The organism is Methylobacterium sp. JK268 (assembly GCF_054052225.1).
In genome coordinates, this window is sequence record NZ_JBSVZN010000016.1 from 45207 (window position 1) to 64946 (window position 19740).

Annotated in this window: 19 protein-coding genes; 12 read left to right on the plus strand and 7 right to left on the minus strand. The window is 71.8% G+C overall.

Translation table 11 applies throughout. The features are described 5' to 3' along the window. Window positions 1-112 precede the first annotated feature (112 nt). The 6 genes from nagZ (at window position 113) to tatC (ending at window position 4457) form a co-directional block, all read left to right on the plus strand. Window positions 113-1129 carry a beta-N-acetylhexosaminidase gene (gene nagZ / locus ACW9J6_RS18645; protein WP_457117998.1) on the plus strand — a complete coding sequence of 339 codons (1017 nt, stop codon included), beginning with the start codon at window positions 113-115 and terminating at the stop codon, window positions 1127-1129. 14 nt (window positions 1130-1143) lie between these two features. After that, window positions 1144-1926: a segregation and condensation protein A gene (locus ACW9J6_RS18650; RefSeq protein WP_457117999.1), complete on the plus strand. Its 783-nt coding sequence runs from the start codon at window positions 1144-1146 to the stop codon at window positions 1924-1926. Then, a complete protein-coding gene (gene scpB / locus ACW9J6_RS18655) occupies window positions 1926-2588 on the plus strand; it encodes an SMC-Scp complex subunit ScpB (protein WP_457118000.1) in 663 nt (220 codons plus the stop codon). The genes ACW9J6_RS18650 and scpB overlap by 1 nt, the downstream gene beginning before the upstream one ends. A 123-nt stretch (window positions 2589-2711) precedes the next feature. Further along, window positions 2712-2975, plus strand: coding sequence for a twin-arginine translocase TatA/TatE family subunit (locus ACW9J6_RS18660; protein WP_457118001.1), 264 nt, complete (start codon window positions 2712-2714; stop codon window positions 2973-2975). A 172-nt stretch (window positions 2976-3147) separates the two neighbouring features. Beyond that, the gene (gene tatB, locus ACW9J6_RS18665; RefSeq protein ID WP_457118002.1) at window positions 3148-3666 is read left to right on the plus strand and encodes a Sec-independent protein translocase protein TatB; all 519 of its coding nucleotides are present in this window, start codon (window positions 3148-3150) and stop codon (window positions 3664-3666) included. After that, window positions 3663-4457: a twin-arginine translocase subunit TatC gene (tatC, locus tag ACW9J6_RS18670; protein WP_457118003.1), complete on the plus strand. Its 795-nt coding sequence runs from the start codon at window positions 3663-3665 to the stop codon at window positions 4455-4457. The genes tatB and tatC overlap by 4 nt, the downstream gene beginning before the upstream one ends. A gap of 58 nt (window positions 4458-4515) precedes the next feature. On the opposite strand, the gene ACW9J6_RS18675 is transcribed toward tatC, so the two are convergent. Continuing rightward, a complete protein-coding gene (locus tag ACW9J6_RS18675) occupies window positions 4516-5406 on the minus strand; it encodes an ATP-binding protein (protein ID WP_457118004.1) in 891 nt (296 codons plus the stop codon). 312 nt (window positions 5407-5718) lie between these two features. Between ACW9J6_RS18675 and yajC the strand changes: the two genes are divergently transcribed. The 5 genes from yajC to ACW9J6_RS18700 all read left to right on the plus strand — a co-directional run bounded on the left by yajC (window position 5719) and on the right by ACW9J6_RS18700 (window position 9985). After that, window positions 5719-6054: a preprotein translocase subunit YajC gene (gene yajC, locus ACW9J6_RS18680; protein WP_457118005.1), complete on the plus strand. Its 336-nt coding sequence runs from the start codon at window positions 5719-5721 to the stop codon at window positions 6052-6054. Between the two features lie 37 nt (window positions 6055-6091). Then, complete coding sequence (gene secD / locus ACW9J6_RS18685) at window positions 6092-7696, plus strand: protein translocase subunit SecD (protein WP_457118006.1); 1605 nt, start codon at window positions 6092-6094, stop codon at window positions 7694-7696. An 81-nt stretch (window positions 7697-7777) separates the two neighbouring features. Beyond that, complete coding sequence (gene secF / locus ACW9J6_RS18690) at window positions 7778-8728, plus strand: protein translocase subunit SecF (RefSeq protein ID WP_457118007.1); 951 nt, start codon at window positions 7778-7780, stop codon at window positions 8726-8728. Beyond that, on the plus strand, window positions 8725-9114 hold the full coding sequence (locus ACW9J6_RS18695) for an Mth938-like domain-containing protein (RefSeq protein WP_457118008.1): 390 nt from the start codon (window positions 8725-8727) through the stop codon (window positions 9112-9114). The genes secF and ACW9J6_RS18695 overlap by 4 nt, the downstream gene beginning before the upstream one ends. Window positions 9115-9121: 7 nt before the next feature. Next, window positions 9122-9985: a phytoene/squalene synthase family protein gene (locus tag ACW9J6_RS18700; protein WP_457118009.1), complete on the plus strand. Its 864-nt coding sequence runs from the start codon at window positions 9122-9124 to the stop codon at window positions 9983-9985. 112 nt (window positions 9986-10097) lie between these two features. Here the strand turns inward: ACW9J6_RS18700 and ACW9J6_RS18705 are convergent, their stop codons facing one another. Beyond that, the gene (locus ACW9J6_RS18705) at window positions 10098-10865 is read right to left on the minus strand and encodes an AraC family transcriptional regulator (RefSeq protein ID WP_457118010.1); all 768 of its coding nucleotides are present in this window, start codon (window positions 10863-10865) and stop codon (window positions 10098-10100) included. A gap of 82 nt (window positions 10866-10947) precedes the next feature. Here ACW9J6_RS18705 and ACW9J6_RS18710 point away from each other — a divergent pair, with 82 nt between their 5' ends. Then, a complete protein-coding gene (locus ACW9J6_RS18710; RefSeq protein WP_457118011.1) occupies window positions 10948-12144 on the plus strand; it encodes an MFS transporter in 1197 nt (398 codons plus the stop codon). A 34-nt stretch (window positions 12145-12178) separates the two neighbouring features. Here the strand turns inward: ACW9J6_RS18710 and trmFO are convergent, their stop codons facing one another. The 5 genes from trmFO to uvrA form a co-directional block, all read right to left on the minus strand. Further along, window positions 12179-13600 (minus strand): methylenetetrahydrofolate--tRNA-(uracil(54)-C(5))-methyltransferase (FADH(2)-oxidizing) TrmFO, encoded by a 1422-nt coding sequence (gene trmFO / locus ACW9J6_RS18715; protein WP_457118012.1) that lies wholly within the window; start codon window positions 13598-13600, stop codon window positions 12179-12181. A gap of 107 nt (window positions 13601-13707) precedes the next feature. Continuing rightward, the gene (locus tag ACW9J6_RS18720; protein ID WP_457118013.1) at window positions 13708-13860 is read right to left on the minus strand and encodes a DUF1127 domain-containing protein; all 153 of its coding nucleotides are present in this window, start codon (window positions 13858-13860) and stop codon (window positions 13708-13710) included. Window positions 13861-14124: 264 nt separating this feature from the next. Continuing rightward, entirely contained in the window at window positions 14125-15096 is a 972-nt protein-coding gene (locus ACW9J6_RS18725) for a S1C family serine protease (RefSeq protein WP_457118014.1), read from the minus strand. Between the two features lie 188 nt (window positions 15097-15284). Then, window positions 15285-16280: a transporter gene (locus tag ACW9J6_RS18730; RefSeq protein ID WP_457118015.1), complete on the minus strand. Its 996-nt coding sequence runs from the start codon at window positions 16278-16280 to the stop codon at window positions 15285-15287. Window positions 16281-16742: 462 nt separating this feature from the next. Next, the gene (gene uvrA / locus ACW9J6_RS18735; protein ID WP_457118016.1) at window positions 16743-19655 is read right to left on the minus strand and encodes an excinuclease ABC subunit UvrA; all 2913 of its coding nucleotides are present in this window, start codon (window positions 19653-19655) and stop codon (window positions 16743-16745) included. Window positions 19656-19740 lie beyond the last annotated feature (85 nt).

Sequence of the window (19740 nt, forward strand, 5' to 3'; positions counted from 1 at the left end):
AAGAAAGGCTTTTTCACGCCGACAGCCGAGGTGTGAACACCCTCCCCCGCAGAGGGGGGTGGGTCGGGACCGCCGCCCGCCAGAGGACATCCGAACGAGGAATAGCCCACCGATGACCAGCCGTGCCCTCATCCTCGGCTGCGCCGGGACCGCCCTGCACCCCGACGAGGTCGCGTTCTTCCGGGACGTGCAGCCCTGGGGCTTCATCCTGTTCAAGCGGAATATCGGGACGCCGGACGAGGTCCGCGCGCTGTCCGACTCACTGCGCGACACGGTCGGCCGCGCCGACGCGCCCGTCCTGATCGACCAGGAGGGCGGGCGCGTTCAACGCATGGGGCCGCCGCACTGGCGCGCCTACCCGTCCGCGCGGACCTACGCGCGGGCCGGCGGGCGCGAGGAGGGGCCGGCCCTCGCTCGCCTGGGCGCGCGCCTGATGGCCCACGATCTCGCGGCGGTCGGCATCACCGTCGACTGCGCGCCCATCCTCGACGTGCCGGTCCCGGGCGCCAACGCGGTGATCGGCGACCGCGCCTACGGCACCGATCCGGACACCGTCGCGGCGTTCGGCCGCGCGGTCGCCGAGGGCCTGATGGAGGGTGGCGTGCTGCCGGTCGTCAAGCACGTGCCGGGGCATGGGCGCGGCAACGCCGACAGCCACCTCGCCCTGCCGGTGGTCGAGGCGGACCGCGCGAGCCTCGACGCCCACGACTTCGCGCCGTTCCGGGCCCTCCGCGACCTGCCGCTCGCCATGTCGGCGCACGTGGTCTTCGCCGCCCTCGATCCGGAGCACCCGGCCACCACCTCCGCGCGGGTGATCGGCGAGGTGATCCGCGGGCAGATCGGCTTCGACGGCCTGCTGATGACCGACGACCTGTCGATGAAGGCCCTGTCGGGAAGCTTCCGCGGGCGGACGGAGGCCGCTTTCCGGGCGGGCATCGACGTGGCGCTCCACTGCAACGGCGACCGGGACGAGATGGAGGGTGTCGCCGCGGCGGCGCCGATCCTCGCCGGGGCCGCGCTCCGGCGGGCCGAGGCGGCGCTGGCGCGCAGGACGCCGCCCGCCCCCTTCGACGTGACGGAGGCTGCCGCCCGCCTCGAGGCCGGCCTCGCCCGCGCCGCCACGGCCTGACGCGGACGGGCAGGATGCGGGACGCGCCTGCGTTCGAGGAGGCGGCCGGGTCCGATCCGAAGCTCGTCGTGGACGTGGACGGGTTCGAGGGTCCCCTCGATCTCCTGCTCGAACTCGCGCGGCGGCAGAAGGTCGACCTCACCCGGATCTCGATCCTCGCCCTCGTGGAGCAGTACCTCGCCTTCATCGAGGAGGCGCGGCGGCTGCGGCTCGAACTCGCGGCCGATTATCTCGTGATGGCGGCCTGGCTCGCCTACCTGAAGTCGCGCCTTCTCCTGCCCACGCCCCCGCGCGGACCGGAACCCAGCGCGGACGAACTCGCGACGATCCTCGCCCTTCGGCTGCGACGGCTCGAAGCGGTCCGCGCGGCGGCGGACCGCCTCTTCGCCCGCGCCCAGCTCGGCCGCGACCTGTTCGGGCGCGGAGAGGCCGCGCGCGCCGAAGCCGTGCCGGCGGCCGTGCAGGGCGCGCCCTTCGCCGCGACGCTGCACGACCTGCTCAGCGCCTATGCCCGGCAGCGTCAGGAGCGCGCCCTGGCGCGGATCTCACTCGCGCCGCGCCAGGTCTGGTCGCTGGTCGAGGCGCGCGAGGCGCTGGAGCGGCTGATCGGCCCGCGCGACGACTGGACCGACCTCGACACCTACCTCGCCCCGTTCCTCGCCGCGCCCTCCCGCCGGGCGAGCGTGCGGGCCTCCGCGCTCTCGGCGGTGCTGGAACTCGCCCGCGAGGGGCGCATCGTGCTGCGCCAGGACGCTCCCTTCGCGCCGCTCTGGCTGCGGCCGGCCGGGGAGGAGTGATGTCCCGCAACGCCCCCCTCGCGCTGCTGCCCGGAATCGCGGCCGAGCCGGATGCCGCGGCCGTGCGCCTCGCCGAGGCGCTGATCTTCGCGGCGCACAGGCCCCTCGACGCCGCCGCCCTCGCGGCGCGCCTGCCGCCCGGCACGGATGTCGAGGCCGTGCTGGCATGCCTGCGCCGCCTCTACCTGCCGCGCGGCATCAACCTCGTGCGGGTCGCGGGCGGCTACGCCTTCCGCACGGCGCCGGACCTCGCCGCCGCCCTGCGGGGCGGCGCGCCCGAGCCGCGCCGCCTGTCTCGGGCCGCCGTCGAGACCCTGGCGATCGTCGCCTACCATCAGCCCGTCACCCGGGCGGAGATCGAGGAGATTCGCGGGGTTTCCACCTCGAAGGGCTCCCTCGACCTGCTTCTCGAGACCGGCTGGGTGCGCCTGCGCGGACGGCGGCGCACGCCCGGGCGGCCCGTGACCTACGGCACCACCCCGGCCTTCCTGGAGCAGTTCGGCCTCGATTCCATCGGCGACCTCCCCGGGCTCGACGAACTCAAGGGGCTGGGCCTCCTCGACGGGCGCCTGCCGCCGGGCTTCGGCGTGCCGGTCCCTTCCGACGCCCCCGCCCTGCATCTCGACGAGGACGACCTCGCCGGGGGCGCCGACGAGGCGTGAGCCGTTCCGCGGCTGTTGGCACCGCCCGGAAGCGCTTGTTTTCGCTTCCCGTGGTCCTTAGGTTCCGGCCAGCATCAAGTGACCACCGCGCGGAGCCTCGCCCCTGCGGTGCGGGAGACAGCCATGGGTGGCGCAAGCATCTGGCACTGGATCGTCGTCGGCGTGATCATCATGCTGCTGTTTGGGCGCGGCAAGGTGTCCGACCTGATGGGCGACGTGGCCAAGGGCATTAAGGCCTTCAAGAAGGGCATGGCCGAGGACGAGCAGGCGCCGCCGCCGGTCGTCACCCCGCCGCCCCCGGTGAGCGCGGCCGAGCCGGTGCGCACGCTGCCGCCGCATGAGCCGCTGCCGGCGGCGACGACGCCGGTGGACCGCAAGGTCGGCTGAGCCGGCGGGATCGATCCACCCGGGATCGCCGTATCATCGTCGCGCCGGGCCGGCCGGCGGGATCGCGGCCCTCGCGGCAAGCCTGTGGCGTCGCGGCCGCATCCGTGCTTGAGAGAGCCCGTCGTGGGGCGCCCGAGAGGGGCCGCCGCGCAAGTTGCAGGGCCGTGACGCCATGTTCGACATGAGTTGGGGCGAGGTGATGCTGATCGGCGGCGTGGCGCTGATCGTCATCGGCCCGAAGGACCTGCCAAAGGCGCTGCGCACCGTCGGGCAGATGACCGCGAAACTCCGGCGGATGGCGGGCGAGTTCCAGGCGCAGTTCAACGAGGCCATGCGCGAGGCGGAGCTCGACGAGGTGCGCCGGGAGGTGGAGGGCATCAACCGCTCCGTCTCCGCCGCGACGACGTCCTTCAATCCGATCCAGTCGATCCGCAACGAGATCCGCGGCGCCGTCGAGGCGCCGGCCGCCGTGACCCCGGCGCCACCGCCGCCGCCGGAGGCCCTCGCGGCCGCCACCGCGCAGCTTCACGAGGCGCAGGAGGCGGCCCAGGACGCGGCGCATACGGAGGCCCGCGCGGACGCTCCGGCGCCGCCGCCGAAGAGTGAGGCCGCCCTGCCGGACCCCGCTCCGGCGCCCCACGACGCCCCGTCCGCGCCGCCGAGCCCGCCCAGCACAGGCCACACTCCATGACCACCGATGCCGACGAAGCCGAGATCGAGGCCTCGCGCGCACCGCTCCTGGACCATCTCATCGAGCTCCGGTCGCGACTGATCAAGTCGCTGCTGGCGTTCGGGGTGATGTTCTTCGTCTGCTTCTTCTTCTCGCAGCACATCTACAACGTGCTGATCCACCCCTACGTGCAGGTCGTCGGGGTCGAGAACGCGCGCCTGATCGCGACCCACTTCCTCGAACAGGTCTTCACCAACATCAAGCTGAGCGTGTTCGGGGCGGGCTTCCTGGCTTTCCCGGTGGTGGCGACGCAGATCTACGCCTTCGTGGCGCCCGGCCTCTACCGCAGCGAGCGCCGGGCCTTCCTGCCCTACCTCATTGCCACGCCCGTCTTCTTCCTCCTCGGCGCGCTCGTGGTGTTCTTCATCGCGATGCCGATCCTGATCAAGTTCTCGGTCAGCCTGCAGCAGATCGGACAGCCGGGCGAGGCCACCATCCAGCTCCTGCCGAAGGTAGACGAGTACCTGTCGCTGATCATGACGCTGATCTTCGCGTTCGGGATCGCGTTCCAGATGCCGGTGATCCTGACCCTCCTGGGCCAGATCGGGCTGATCGACTCGAAGTTTCTGGCCGAGCGGCGGCGCTACGCGATCGTGCTGGTGTTCGTGGCGGCCGCGGTGCTGACCCCGCCGGACGTGATCAGCCAGCTGTCCCTCGCCGTGCCGATGCTGCTCCTCTACGAGGCCTCGGTCTGGTCCGTGCGCCTGATGGAGCGGCGGCGCCAGCGCGAGGAGGCCGCGGCGGCGGAGTAGGGCCTGTCCCGGAACCCTCCCCCCTCTCCGGGGGAGGGTTCGCGACACGCGGCCCCCCTCACGCCTCCAGCTGCTTGCCCAGCCGCCCCGCCAGATCCTGGATGTACTGGTAGGCGGTGCGCCCCGAGCGGGAGCCGCGGGTGGTCGCCCATTCGAGGGCCTCGGCGCGGAGCTGGTCCGGCGGCAGGTCCAGCCCGTAGCGGCCCACATAGGCGTCGATCATCGCCAGGTACTCGTCCTGCGAGCACTTGTGGAAGCCGAGCCAGAGGCCGAAGCGGTCGGAGAGGGAGACCTTCTCCTCCACCGCCTCGCCGGGATTGATCGCGGTCGAGCGCTCGTTCTCCACCATCTCCCGGGCGAGCAGGTGGCGCCGGTTCGAGGTGGCGTAGAACAGCACGTTCTCCGGCCGTCCCTCGATGCCGCCGTCGAGCGCCGCCTTCAGGGACTTGTAGGAGGTGTCCTGCCCGTCGAAGGAGAGGTCGTCGCAGAACACCACGAACCGGTGCGGATCGGTCCGGAGCAGCCCCATCAGGGCCGGCAGCCCCTCGATATCCTCGCGGTGGATCTCGACGAGCTTCAGCGGCCGCTGCCCGGCCTCGCGCCGCGCGTTGATCTCGGCGTGGACCGCCTTGACGAGCGAGGACTTGCCCATGCCGCGGGCGCCCCAGAGCAGCGCGTTGTTGGCCGGCAGCCCGCGGGCGAAGCGGTCGGTGTTGTCGAACAGCGTGTCGCGCATGCGGTCGATGCCGCGCAGCAGGCCCATCGGGACGCGGTTCACCTTCGGCACGGGCTGGAGCCTCTGCTCCGCCAGCCACACATAGGCGTCCGCCCCGCCGAGATCGGGCGCGGGGGCGGCCGGGGGCACGGCGCGGTCGAGAGCGTCGGCGATCCGGTGCAGGAGCGGCAGGAGGGCGGCGAGGTCGGGCGCGGGAGCGGTCGGGGCGGTCATGGCGGCGAGCTAGCAGAAGCCGTCCCCCCGCAGAAGCCCCTCCGGCGCCGGCCGCCCGCGCGCCGGCGGCCGCGATCGCGCTCGGGTGCCGCGACGGACCGATCCCGCCGGGTCGGGCCGTTGCCGATCGGACCCGCGCCGCGCGCGACGGAACGGTCCTCGGCGACCGGGGAGCGGCGCCGGGCGCGGGCCCAACCGCCGCAGCCGGCGCGCCGTTGCTTTCGGGTCGCCCCTGGCTATAGTCCGCGCGCTTTTGCAAGGCCGCCGGATGCCCGCGCGGCCCGTTTTCGTCTTGTACCGGGAGACCTCCACGTGATCACGCCCGCCTTCGCGCAGGGAACCGGGGCCGCCGCCGGCAGCACGGACGTCATCTTGCAGGTCGTGCCCTTCGTCCTCATCTTCGTGATCATGTACTTTCTGATCTTGCGCCCGCAGCAGAAGCGCGCGCGCGAGCATCAGGACATGGTCAAGAACGTGCGCCGCGGCGACACGATCGTCACCACCGGCGGCATCGTCGGGCGGGTGGCCAAGGTGACCGACGAGGCGAGCGAGATCGAGGTCGAGATCGCCGAGGGGGTGCGCGTCAAGGTCGTGCGCACGATGATCTCCGAGGTCCGCGCCAAGGGCGAGCCGGTCAAGGCCGCCTGAGGCGGACGAGGCCCGACATCCACGAACTGGGATCGCGATGCTCCGTTTCTCCACCTCGAAGCTCGTCGGGACGCTGGCGGTGATCATCATCGGCCTCGCGCTGGCGATCCCGAGCTTCTTCTCCCCCGAGCAGCGCAAGGCCTTCGTGGCCGCGGCGCCGTCCTGGCTCACCGCGGTGATCCCGACCCGGGCGATCGTGCTCGGCCTCGACCTGCAGGGCGGCTCGCAGATCGTCCTCGAGGTCGACCGGGCCGACCTCGTCCGCGCCATGTCCCAGCAGCTGCGCGACGACGTGCGCCGGGCCCTGCGCGAGGAGGGGGTGCAGGCGGATGGCGGCATCCAGATCACGCCCCGCGGCGTGCAGCTGCGCATCTCCGACCCCGGCAACCGCGCCAAGGCGATGCCGAAACTTCAGGCCCTGTCGCAACCCGTCACCGACGCGGTGCTGGGCCAGACCGGCTCGCGCACCCTGGATGTGCGCGAGGACCCGAACGGCACCATCCAGCTCGCCTTCACGGAGGCCGGCACCACTGCCCGCGTGCGCCGCGCCGTGCAGCAGGCCATCGAGGTGGTGCGCCGCCGCGTCGACCTCGGGGGCACCACCGAGCCGTCGATCCAGCAGCAGGGCGCCGACCGAATTCTGGTTCAGGTGCCGGGCCTGCAGGATCCGCAGCGCCTGGAGGAGCAGCTCGGCAAGACCGCCAAGCTCGAATTCCGCATGCTCGCCGACAACCCGGCGGGCGACGTCGACCTGCTGCCCTCGCGCGATTCGAACGGCCAGAAGGTGCCGGTCGAGCGCCGGGTGATGGCGGATGGCGCCGACCTCACCGACGCCCAGCCGGGCTTCGACCAGAAGACCAACGAGCCGATCGTCAACTTCAAGTTCAACCTGCGCGGCGCCCAGCGCTTCGGCCAGGCCACGAGCGAGAACGTCGGGCGGCCGATGGCCATCGTCCTCGACAACGAGGTGGTCTCCGCCCCGCGCATCCTGCAGCCGATCACCGGCGGCCAGGGCCAGATCTCGGGCCGCTTCACGGTCCAGCAGGCCAACGACCTCTCGGTGCTGCTGCGGGCCGGCGCGCTACCGGCCAAGCTCAACATCATCGAGCGCCGCACGGTCGGCCCCGGCCTCGGCCGCGATTCGATCGAGGCCGGCAAGCTCGCCACGATCGTCGCCACGCTCCTGGTCGTGACGATGATGTTCGCCTGCTACGGCGTGTTCGGCCTCTTCGCCAACATCGCGCTGCTGGTCCATGTCGGCCTGATCCTGGGGCTGATGTCGGTGCTGGAGGCCACGATGACGCTGCCGGGCATCGCCGGCATCGTGCTCACCATCGGCACCGCGGTCGATTCGAACGTGCTGATCTACGAGCGCGTGCGCGAGGAGGTCCGGGCCGGCCGCTCGATCCCCTCGGCGCTGCAGGCGGGCTTCGACCGCGCCTTCGCGACCATCATCGACTCGAACTCGACCATGGCGATCGCCGCCATCATCCTGTTCTTCATGGGCTCGGGCCCGGTGCGCGGCTTCGCGGTGGTGTTCATCCTCGGCATCATGACCACCGTCATCACCGCCGTGACGCTGACCCGGATGATGATCGCGGTCTGGTACCACCGGTTCCGGCCGAAGGTGCTGCCGATCTGACGGTTCCCCCGCGCCGCCACGGGCGGCGCCCGCCGGGGTGGTCCGCCGCCCCGCCCCGAGACCGACCCACCGAGACCCGCGATGCGCCTCCTCCGCCTCTGGCCCGACCAGTCCCACTTCGACTTCATGCGCCTGCGGCGCTTCAGCTTCCCGCTCTCGGCGCTGATGTCGGTGGGGACGCTGGTGCTGTTCCTCACGATCGGGCTGAATTTCGGCATCGACTTCAAGGGCGGCACGCTGATCGAGCTGCGCCCGAAGGCCGGACAGTCGGACGTGGCGGCGGTCCGCCACACCGCCAACGGCTTCGGCTTCGGCGAGACCGAGGTGCAGGAATTCGGCAATCAGGGCGCGATCTCGATCCGCTTCCCGCTCCAGCGCGGCGGCGAGGGCGGCCAGACCACGGTGATGCAGAAGGCTCACGACGCCTTCGATAAGGATTACGTCTTCGATCGCGTCGAGACCGTCGGCCCCCGGGTCTCGGGCGAGCTGGTGCAGTCAGGTACCGTCGGCGTCGTCCTCTCGGTCGTGGCGGTGCTGCTCTACCTGTGGTTCCGGTTCGAGCGCGAACTGGCGCTCGGCGCGATCGTCGGCACGCTGCACGACATCGTGCTCACCGTCGGCGTCTTCGTGATCTCGCGGATCGAGTTCAACATGACCTCGATCGCCGCCATCCTGACCATCGTGGGCTACTCGCTCAACGAAACGGTGGTGGTGTTCGACCGCACCCGCGAGCTGATGCGGCGCTACAAGACCATGCCGACCGAGGAACTGCTCAACCTCTCGATCAATTCGACCATGTCGCGCACTGTGATGACCGCGACCTCGACCGGCCTGTCGCTGGTGGCGCTGGTGCTGTTCGGCGGCGAGGCGATCAAGGGCTTCTCGGTGGTGATGCTGATCGGCGTGCTGATCTGCACCTACTCGGCGATCTTCATCTCCTCGCCCTTCCTGATCTACATCGGCCTGCAGGCCGGCGGCGGGCATCGCGCGACCGGACGGGACACCGCGGCCCTGCCGCAGGCGGCCGAGTGAGCGGGGCCGAGCGCCCGCGCGAGGGCTTCGTCCCGGGCCGCCACCTCATCGACGCCTACGGGGCGGGCGGCTTCCGCTTCGCGGAGATGTCGCATCGCGGCTCCATCCTGGCGCTGCCCTCCGGCATCCAGGCCTGGGCGGTGACCGAGGCCGCCGGGATCGACGCGGCGAGCCTCGCCCCCGTGCTGGCGGAGGCGGATGCGATCGACATGCTGCTGATCGGCACGGGCGCGGAGATCACCTTCCTGGCCGAGGCGCTGCGCCAGCGCCTGCGGGCCGCCGGGATCGGCCTCGACGTGATGCAGACCGGGGCGGCGGCGCGCACCTACAACATCCTGGCGGCGGAGAACCGCAAGGTCGCGGCGGCCCTGATCGCGGTGCCCTGAGGAGCCGATGAGCGCCGAGACGCCGAGCCGCGACCTCGCCTTCGCCTACGCGCATTGCGAGGAACGGGTCCGCGAGGGCGATCCCGACCGCTACGTGGCGGCCCTGTTCGCCCCCGCGGAGAAGCGCCCGCATCTCCTCGCGCTGGCGGCGTTCAGCCTGGAGGTCGCCCGGGTGCGCGACGCGGTGTCGAACCCGATGCCCGGAGAGTTGCGCCTGCAATGGTGGCGCGACGCCCTGCAGGGCGAGGCCCGCGGCGACGTCCGCGCCCACCCGGTCGCGGCCGCCCTCGACGACACGCTGGTGCGCCACCGCCTGCCGCGCCAGCCCCTGGTCGCGCTGGTCGATGCCCGCGTCTTCGACCTCTACGACGATCCGATGCCCACGACGGGGGACCTCGAGGGCTATTGCGGCGAGACCGCGTCGAGCCTGATCCGTCTCGGGAGCCTCGTCCTGGCCGACGGCGCCGATCCGGGGGGCGCCGCGGCGGCCGGTCACGCGGGCGTCGCCTACGCGGTGACCGGGCTGCTGCGCTCGCTCCCCTGGCACGCGCGGCGGGGACAGGTCTACCTGCCGGCCGACCTGCTGGGCCGCCACGGGGTCACCCGCGAGGACATCGTGACGGGACGCGGCGGGCCGGGGCTGGAGGGGGCCTGCGCGGACCTGCGGGCGCTCGCCCGGCGGCACCTCAATGCCTGCGCGAAGGCTCTCGGGACCATCTCCGGCCCGGCCAAGGCCGCCTTCCTGCCGGTGGCGCTGGTCGATCCCTACCTGCGCGCCATGGAGCGGCCGGGCTACGATCCCCTGCGGAGCGTGATCGAGATGCCGCGCTGGCGCCGCGTGCTGCGGCTGTGGCGGGCGGCGCGGCGGTAGGGCGCGCCCGGACGGCTGCCGATGCCGAGCGCGAGCGCGGAGCTCAGCACCCGGCCAGCCGGGCGATGGACTCGGTGCCGATCGTTGCCGCGCCAACGCGGCACCCATCGGCTCAGGGGCCGCCGGCTCCGCCCAGCGTCCGACGCATCCGCGACCTCAGCGCCTGGGCACTCCTGTAGCCGACGGCGGCGGCGACCTGCCGGGGATCCCTCCCCTCGGCGCCGAGCGTCAGGGCGCGCACGATGCGGGCGCGGGCGCGCCAGGCGCCGAAGCTCATCCCGGTCTCCGCGCGGAACCCGCGCGTGAAGGTTCTCCGGCTGACGCCGGCCTGGTCGGCCCAGGCATCGAGGTCGAGGTCGGCCGACGGCTCCTCGATCAAGCGGAGACAGGCCCGCCTCAGGCGGCGGTCGCTCGGAAGGGGGAGGGTCAGCGGCGTCGCGGGCGCGCGCCGGATCTCGTCCAGCACCAGGGCCGCGAGATGGCCGCCGCGCCCGGCCTCGTCGTACAGGAGCGGCTCCTCGGCCAGCGCCGCGAGCAGGGCGGCGAGGAGCGTCGAGACCTTGATGACCCGCGCGCCCGGGGCGACGTCCGCGACCGCCTTCGCGGCGAGGTAGGCGCTGCACATCGCGACCGGGCCGTGCATGGTCACGAGGTGCGGCAGGCCGGGCGGGATCCAGAGCGCGTGAGCGTCCGGGATCACCCACGTCCCGACGTCGGCGGTGGCGGTCATCAGCCCGGTGACGGCGTAGAGCAGTTGCGCCCGGTGATGCGCGTGCCGGCCGGTGGTGCTGCCCGCCGCGAACGCCTTCGGCATCACCGCGACGGCGCGCGGGACGTGCTGGTAATCCTCGGCTTTGGTCGAGCGCGCGGCATCCGTCATTGGCCCGTTCGCATATACCTTTGGCCCCACGGCGTCCAACGGGTCACCTAGAGTGCGGGGCCCGTCCCGGAGAGGCCCGCCCATGGATGCCGACACCCTGTCGCGGCGCACCGTTCGCTTCGTGAACGTCGCCCACGCCCTCGACCACTTCATCCTGCTCATCTACCCGACCGCGGTCATCGCCATCGCGGCGCAGTCGAGCCTGAGCTACGGCGAGCTGATCGGGCTCGCGACCGGCGCGTTCGTGGCGTTCGGCCTGTGCTCGCTGCCGATGGGCTGGCTCGCCGACCGCTTCGGCCGCCGCAACATGCTCGCCGTGTTCTTCCTCGGCTACGGCGGATCGTGCTTCGGCGTCGCGAGCGCCTCGACTCCGACGGCCTTCGCCGCGTGGCTCGCCGTCCTCGGCCTCGCCTCGGCGATCTACCACCCGGTGGGATCGGCCATGCTGGTCACCCACGCCCGCCGCCTCGGGCACGACCTGGGCGTCAACGGAGTCTGGGGGAACCTGGGTGCGGCCAGCGCCTCGGGAGTCACGGCCCTCCTGGCGGCCTGGTTCGGCTGGAGGATCGCCTTCGTCGTCCCGGGCCTCGTCTGCGTCGCGTGCGGGCTGGCGTTCCTGCGGCTCGTTCCGGGCGACGGCGACGGCGCCGGTCGCGGGGCCGGGAAGGCGGCCGTGATTCCGGTCGCCCGGCCCGTGCCCCTGCTGATCGTGTTCGCGTGCTCGGTCGTCGCGGGCGGGCTGACCTTCAACATCGCCACCATCGCGCTCCCGAAGGTCATCGACGAGCGCCTCGGCGCGACGCTGTCGCTCGCCGCGATCGGATCGGTCGCCACCACGGTGTTCGTGTTCGGCGCGCTGACCCAGCTGCTGATGGGCCGCCTGATCGATCGCTTCCCCATCCCGACCCTGTACCTCGCCCTCGCGGCGCTGCAGCCGATCGGCCTCGCGATCGCGGCGCTGTCCTCCGGCGTGCCTCTGCTCCTCGGCCTCGTCCTGACGATGGCCGCCATCTACGGCCAGGTGGTCATCAACGACGCGATGGTGGCGAGGTACGTCCCGCCGGCCTACCGCTCGAAGGCGTTCAGCGTGCGCTACTTCCTCGGCTTCACGGTGAGCGGCTTCGTCGTCCCGATGATCGCGCTGCTCCACGAGAGCGGGGGCTTCGTCCGCGTGCTCGGCGTGGCGGCGATGTTCGGTGCCGTCGTCCTGGCATCGGCCGTCGCGTTCTACGGCCTCACGCACACCGACGCGAGACGCGCGCTCGGTCCGGCCGAATGAGCCCCTCGCGCGGGTCGACGGCGGCCCGCGCGCCTCACTCCGCCGCGGCCGGGAGCCCCGGCTCGCCGAGCCAGGCGGCGAGGTCGGCCCGCGCCCGGTCGGTGAGGGCGCGCTTCTTGGCCTGCGCCTTCTCGGGACCACGCAGCCGCCGCCCATCGGGAGCCTTCGGGGCGTGGTCGAGGGGCGGAAACAGGCCGAAATTGACATTCATCGGCTGGAACGAGCGCGGCGCGCCCGCCTCCTCGACGCCGAGATGGCCGCCGGTGATGTGCGCGATGAGGGCGCCGAGCGCGGTGGTCGGGGGCAGGGGGGCGAGGGCGTGCCCCTGGCGCTCCGCGGCGGCGAAGCGGCCCGCCATCAGCCCGACCGCGGCGCTCTCGACGTAGCCCTCGCAGCCGGTGATCTGGCCGGCGAAGCGCAGGCGCGGCTCCGCCCGCAAACGCAGCGTCGCGTCCAGCAGGCGGGGGGAATCGAGGTAGGTGTTGCGGTGAAGGCCGCCGAGCCGGGCGAACTCGGCCTTCTCCAGGCCCGGGATGGTGCGGAAGACCCGCACCTGCTCGGCGTGGCGCAGCTTCGTCTGGAACCCCACCATGTTGTAGAGCGTGCCCAGGGCATTGTCCTGGCGCAGCTGGACGATGGCGTAGGCCTTCACCGTCGGGTTGTGCGGGTTCGTGAGCCCGAAGGGCTTCATCGGACCGTGCCGCAGGGTCTCGGGACCGCGCTCGGCCATCACCTCGATCGGCAGGCAGCCGTCGAAGTAGGGTGTCGAGGCCTCCCACTCCTTGAAGGAGGTGGTCTCGCCGGCGACGAGCGCCGCCACGAACGCCTCGTACTGCGCCCGGTCCATCGGGCAGTTGATGTAATCCGCCCCCGTCCCGCCCGGCCCCGCCTTGTCGTAGCGCGACTGGAACCACGCGACACCCATGTCGATGGACTCGCGGTGCACGATCGGGGCGATCGCGTCGAAGAAGGCCAGCGCGTCCGCTCCCGTCAGGCCGCGGATGCCCTCGGCGAGGCCGGGCGCGGTGAGCGGGCCGGTGGCCAGGATCACGCTCTCCCAGGAGGCGGGCGGCAGGCCGTCGATCTCCTCGCGCAGGATCGTCACCCGCGGATGCGCCTCCAGGGCGGCGGTGACGGCCCGCGAGAAGCCCTCGCGGTCGACCGCGAGGGCGCCGCCGGCCGGCACCTGGTGGGCGTCGCCGGCCCGCATGATCAGCGAGCCGAGGCGGCGCATCTCCTGGTGGAGCAGGCCGACCGCGTTGAGGGCGGCGTCGTCCGAGCGGAAGGAGTTCGAGCAGACGAGCTCGGCGAGGCCGTCGGTGCGGTGGGCCTCGGTCGCGCGCAGCGGGCGCATCTCGTGCAGCACCACCGGCAGGCCCGCCTCGGCGATCTGCCAGGCGGCTTCGGAACCGGCGAGGCCGCCGCCGACGACGTGGATGGGGGAGGATCCGGACATGCCCCGGAATAGCGGATCGCACCCGCTCGAATCAACGCGGGTGCCGGAGACGCGAACGCCCGCCGGGAGGGCGGGCGCGCAGATTTCGGACCGGTCAGGACCGAAGATCAGGCCGCGTGGACGCGGGCGATGCCCTGGATCTCGGACCGGCTGATGCCGAGATCGTCGAGCTCGCGGTCCGACAGGCGCGACAGCTCGACCACCGTCTCCCGGTAGCGGAGATAGGTGCGGACCTTCGAGAGGAGGAACGACAGGAACATGGAATTGACCCCTTGATGGGCAGACAAAGCCGAAAGTGTCGGCAGCGCTGCCTCATTGTGTTGCAACGCAACATATGGCGTCGCGGCACCGCATGAGGAGTCGAAGGTTCGTAGCCCAGATATGCGCGAACGGCATGGAGTGGGTAGGAATTCGTCAACCCAATGCTCTGCACGCTTGGAAGGCATGGGAATCCGGGCGTTCCCGGCCGATTCCTGCATGCTGCGGACGCGAAGACGGCGCGCCCGCCCGGCGCCCCGGCCCGGTCAGTGCAGCCGGGGCGCCACGAGGAAGCGCTCGCGATCGGCGGATTGCACGGTGACGGCGAGGGTGCGGCCGTCGCGCCGGATCGTCAGCGGCACGGGCACGCCGGCCTCGCCGAGGGCCCAGACCCGCCGGAAGAACTCCCCGAGATCCGCGACGCCCCTTCCCGCCACCTCCACCAGGGCGTCCCCGGCCCGCAGGTCCGCCGCCGCGGCGGGTCCGCGGCTGGCGAGGCCCATCACCACGACCTCCTGGTCGATCTCCGTGGCGTAGAGCCCGAGCCACGGCCGCGGTGGACGCGCCGCCCGTCCCCGCGTGGTCAGGTCGGTCAGGATCGGCGTCAGCAGGTCGATCGGCACGACCATGTTGATCGCGCGGGCCTCGCCGCCGCTCTGCTGGAGCTGCAGCGAGCCGATGCCGAGGAGGTCGCCCCGGGGTCCGATCAGGCCGGCCCCGCCCCAGTGCGGGTGCGAGGGCGCGGTGAAGATCGCGTCGTCGAGCACGTACTCCCAGTAGCCCGCGAAGCTCTGCCGGGCCACCACCCGTGCCGCCACCGCCCGCGTACGACCCCCCGCCCCGGCGACCACGGCCGCGTCGCCGACGCTCAGGTCGCCGGAGCGGCCCAGCGGCAGCACCGGCAGGTCGAGCCGCCCCAGCGCCTGCACGAGCCCGAAGCCCGTGGCAGCGTCGAACCCGACCACGTGGCCCTGGACGCTGCGCCCGTCCTGCGTCGTCAGCCACACTGTCTGCGCCTCGGTGACGAGGTAGCCGATGGTGAGCACCAACCCGTCCGCGCCGATCAGCACGCCGTTGCCGGCCCGCTCGGTCCCGAGGGACTCCGCCGTGAAGGCCTCGTCCGGCACCCGGGCGGAGAGGGACACCACCGCCGAGAGGGTGCGGTCGAGGTCGTAGGCGTAGTCGGCGGGCCGCGGCTGCGCCGCGAGGGGGATCTTCCAGTCGCCCGACGCCGCCATCCCGCCTTCTCCTCCCGCGGGATCCCGCATCCCGCCATCCGCCGGAGATAGGTCGCGCCCGGCTGAGCAACAGCGGGTCAGGGGCGCGCATGCGAAAGCCCGCCTGGCGGAGCCGGGCGGGCTGACGGTGCGGTCCGGCGCCGCGGCGCCGGGGTCGCGGCGCCGAAGTCGCGGCGCCGAAGTCGCGATCAGTACTTGCGGATGATCGGCGCCGGGGCCGGAGCCGGGGCGGCGGCCGCGGTGTAGAGCGGCACCACGATGCGGCCCCACACTTCCGTGTTCTCGCCGCGCGGCACGGCCGTCACGACGTCGCGGGCGACGTAGATCTGCGCCGTGGCGAAGCCGAAATCGTAGCCGATCAGGCCGCCGAGGGCGAACCGGCCGCGGCCGGGACCACCGTTGGCCAGCGCCGCGACGCTGCGGAGGCTCGTGTCGAAGTTGTAGGTGCCGTAGCCGATCGCACCGATCTCGAACTTGCCGAACTTCTTCGTCGCCGTGAGGTCGAGGTTCAGCGAGTCGGAGATCACGAAGGGGCCGCGGGTGTTGCCGAAGCCAACCGTGTTGACGCCCGGGAACTTGGCCGGCGAGTCGTAGATGTTCGCCGTCAGGTTGGCGGTCAGGTTCCAGCCGTCTCCGGTGTAGCTGCCGGCGATTCCGAAGCGGTAGGTGTTCGACGCGAGCTGGGGAAGGACCGGGGCGGCCACGAAGTTACCGGCGTTGTTCACCAGCACGCCGCGGTCGCCGTTGAGCTCGTTCAGGTAGGAACCGCCGAGCAGGCTGACGCCGAAGTTGTTGCCGAGATCGAAGGCCCAGATCGCGCCGACGAAGGTGCCGACGTTGATCGAGAGGTCGCGGATGCCGGCCGGGCCGCCGTTCTTGCCGAACGCGAACACGGTGGGGGGCGCCAGGGCCAGTTCGACGCGGCCGCCGCCGAGGACGACCGGGGTCGACCACACCAGGACCGGAATGTTGACGCCGACATCGACCGGCAGTGCGCCCGGTCCGGCGTCGGGCGTCTGCCGATACAGGAAGGTGTTGATCGCGTAGACGCCTTCCGGCAGCGGCGCGCCGACCGCCAGACCGACCTGCTCACCCGGCACCGTTGTCGTCTGCGCGAACGCGCCGGTCGCCGTGAAGCCCAAAGAGAGAGCAGCCGCCCCCGCGGCGAGCCAATGCTTGACCATTACAGTTTCCTTCCCGTCGCTGCTGACTGAACTCTGGGCCAAGGTGAGCCGAACGGCGGCGCCACCTGCTTTTGATGCAGGGTTCTGCCGTCGCTGCTTCGCCTGACCCGCTTCGGTCGCGACACAGTCTGAACACGGTCAGTTTTCTACAGCCACGCTCGGAAAGCCAGCGAAATGCCCGCCGCGAAGGCACTTGCACGGCAAGCGTTGCGGAAAAGTCGCAATTGCGTCACAGGCCCGCCGGAGTTCGACTATCGAAGGCAGCGGTCGAATGCCGGAAAACGGACGGAAGCCTTCGGAAACAGCGGCGTACTTTGGTACAACCTGTCGGCTTTCGGCGTCGTTTCGCGGCGAACTGAGCCGAACGCCGTGGCGCCGCGGCGGCGATCCCGCGCCGGGGCAACCGGGGATCGGGCCGGGACGCGGGGGCGGCGGCTCGCGCTCAGCCGCGGGCGGGGCGGCTCACTCGGCCGCCAGCTTGCCCGCGCGCAGGGGGCGGCGGGCCAGCACCTCGCGCAGGAAGCGGCCCGTGTGGCTCGCCTTGGCGCGGGCGATCCCCTCCGGCGTGCCCTGGGCCACGATCGTGCCGCCCCCGTCGCCGCCCTCCGGGCCCATGTCGATCACCCAGTCGGCGGTCTTGATGACTTCGAGGTTGTGCTCGATCACCACCACGGTGTTGCCCTGGTCGACGAGTTCGTGGAGCACTTCCATCAGCTTGGCGACGTCGTGGAAGTGCAGCCCCGTGGTCGGCTCGTCGAGGATGTAGAGGGTGCGGCCGGTGGCGCGCTTCGAGAGTTCCTTCGAGAGCTTCACCCGCTGCGCCTCGCCGCCCGACAGGGTGGTCGCCTGCTGGCCCACGCGCACGTAGCCGAGCCCGACCCGCGCCAGGGTCTCGAGCTTGTCGCGGATGGCCGGCACCGCCTTGAACAGGTCCGCCGCCTCCTCGACGGTCATGTCGAGGACGTCCGCGATCGAGCGTTCGCGGTACTTCACCTCCAGGGTCTCGCGGTCGTAGCGCTTGCCCTTGCAGACGTCGCAGGTCACGTAGACGTCGGGCAGGAAGTGCATCTCGATCTTGATGACGCCGTCGCCCGAGCAGGCCTCGCAGCGCCCGCCCTTCACGTTGAAGGAGAAGCGTCCCGGCTGGTAGCCGCGGGCCTTGGCCTCGGGCAGGCCGGCGAACCAGTCGCGGATCGGCGTGAAGGCGCCGATATAGGTGGCCGGGTTCGAGCGCGGCGTGCGGCCGATCGGCGACTGGTCGATGTCGATGACCTTATCGAGGAATTCCAGCCCCTCCAGGCGCTCGAACGGGGAGGGGTGTTCGACGGCGCCGTTGAGCTTGCGGGCCACCGCCTTGTAGAGCGTGTCGATCACGAGCGTCGACTTGCCGCCGCCCGAGACGCCGGTCACGCAGGTGAAGGTGCCGAGCGGGATCTCGGCGGTCACGTCCTTCAGGTTGTTGCCGCGCGCGCCGACCAGCCGCAGCACCTTGTCCTTGCGGATCTTGCGCCGGGAGGCCGGCATGCGCACGGCGAGTTCCCCGGTCAGGTACTTGGCGGTGAGCGAGTTCGGGTTGGCGAGGAGTTGCTCCGGGGTGCCCTGCGCCACGATCTCGCCGCCGTGGATGCCGGCGCCCGGCCCGACATCGACCACGTAATCGGCCTGCAGGATCGCGTCCTCGTCGTGCTCGACGACGATCACCGAGTTGCCGAGGTCGCGCAGCCGCTTCAGGGTGCCGAGCAGCCGCTCGTTGTCGCGCTGGTGCAGGCCGATCGAGGGCTCGTCGAGCACGTAGAGGACACCGGTCAGGCCCGAGCCGATCTGCGAGGCGAGGCGGATGCGCTGGCTCTCGCCGCCCGAGAGCGAGCCCGAGTTGCGCGCCAGCGTGAGGTATTCGAGCCCGACATCGACCAGGAAGGTGAGGCGGTCCCGGATCTCCTTCAGGATCCGCACCGCGATCTCGTTCTGCTTGGCGCTGAGCTGCTCGGGCAGGGCGGTGAACCAGGCATGCGCATCGCGCACCGCGAGACCGGCAACCTCGGCCACGTCGCGCATCGCGACCTTGACCGCGAGCGCCTCCGGCTTGAGCCGCTTGCCGCCGCAGGCCTGGCAGGGCGTCTCGGCCATGAACCGCCCGATCTCCTCACGGGCCTGGTCGCTCTCCGTCTCGCGGTAGCGGCGCTCCAGGTTCGGCACCACCCCCTCGAAGGGCTTGGTCACGTCGTAGGCGCGCAGCCCGTCATTGTAGGAGAAGCGGATCGCGTCCCCGTCGGAGCCGAACAGCACCACCTGGCGCGCCGCCGCCGTCAGCTTGCTCCAGGGCACGTCGGTGCGGAACCGGTAGTGGCGGGCGAGCGCGTCGAGGGTCTGGCCGTAATAGGGCGAGGTCGACTTCGCCCAGGGCGCGATGGCGCCCCGTTCGAGGCTCAGCGCCTCGTCGGCGATGACCAGGGTCGGGTCGATCCGCATCTCGTGCCCGATCCCGCCGCAGGCCGGGCAGGCGCCGAACGGATTGTTGAACGAGAACAGGCGCGGCTCGATCTCCGGGATGGTGAAGCCGGAGACCGGGCAGGCGAAGCGCGACGAGAACACGATGCGCTCGGGCTCGCCGCCCTCCGGCGCGTCCGCGAGTTCGAGCACGGCGATGCCGTCCGCGAGGTCGAGCGCGGTCTCGAAGGAATCGGCCAGCCGCGCCGCCATGTCGGGCCGCACGACGATCCGGTCCACCACCACGTCGATGTCGTGCTTGAGCTTCTTGTCGAGCTTCGGCACGTCGTCGATCGCGTAGTAGGTGCCGTCGATGCGCAGGCGCTGGAAGCCCTTCTGCTGATACTCGGCGATCTCCTTGCGGTACTCGCCCTTGCGCCCGCGCACCACCGGGGCGAGCAGGTAGGCGCGGGTCTTCTCCGGCAGGGCCAGCACCCGGTCGACCATCTGCGAGACGGTCTGGCTCTCGATCGGCAGGCCGGTGGCGGGCGAGTAGGGGATGCCGACCCGCGCCCACAGCAGGCGCATGTAATCGTAGATCTCGGTGACGGTGCCCACCGTCGAGCGCGGGTTCTTCGACGTTGTCTTCTGCTCGATCGAGATGGCCGGCGACAGCCCGTCGATCTGGTCGACGTCGGGCTTCGCCATCATCTCCAGGAACTGCCGTGCGTAAGCCGACAGGGACTCGACGTAGCGGCGCTGGCCTTCGGCGTAGATGGTGTCGAAGGCGAGCGACGACTTGCCCGATCCCGACAGACCGGTGAACACCACCAGCTTGTCGCGCGGGATGACGAGGTCGACGTTCTTGAGGTTGTGCTCGCGCGCGCCGCGCACCGCGATCACGCGGCCCTCCGCCGCACGGTCGAAAAGCGTGTCGAGAGGGGCCATCGGGAGGCTCGCAGGGCAGCCGGGACAGGGGATCGTCGGAGGGTCCCGGCGAATGCGGAACCGGTGCTTCGTCGGCGAAGATGGG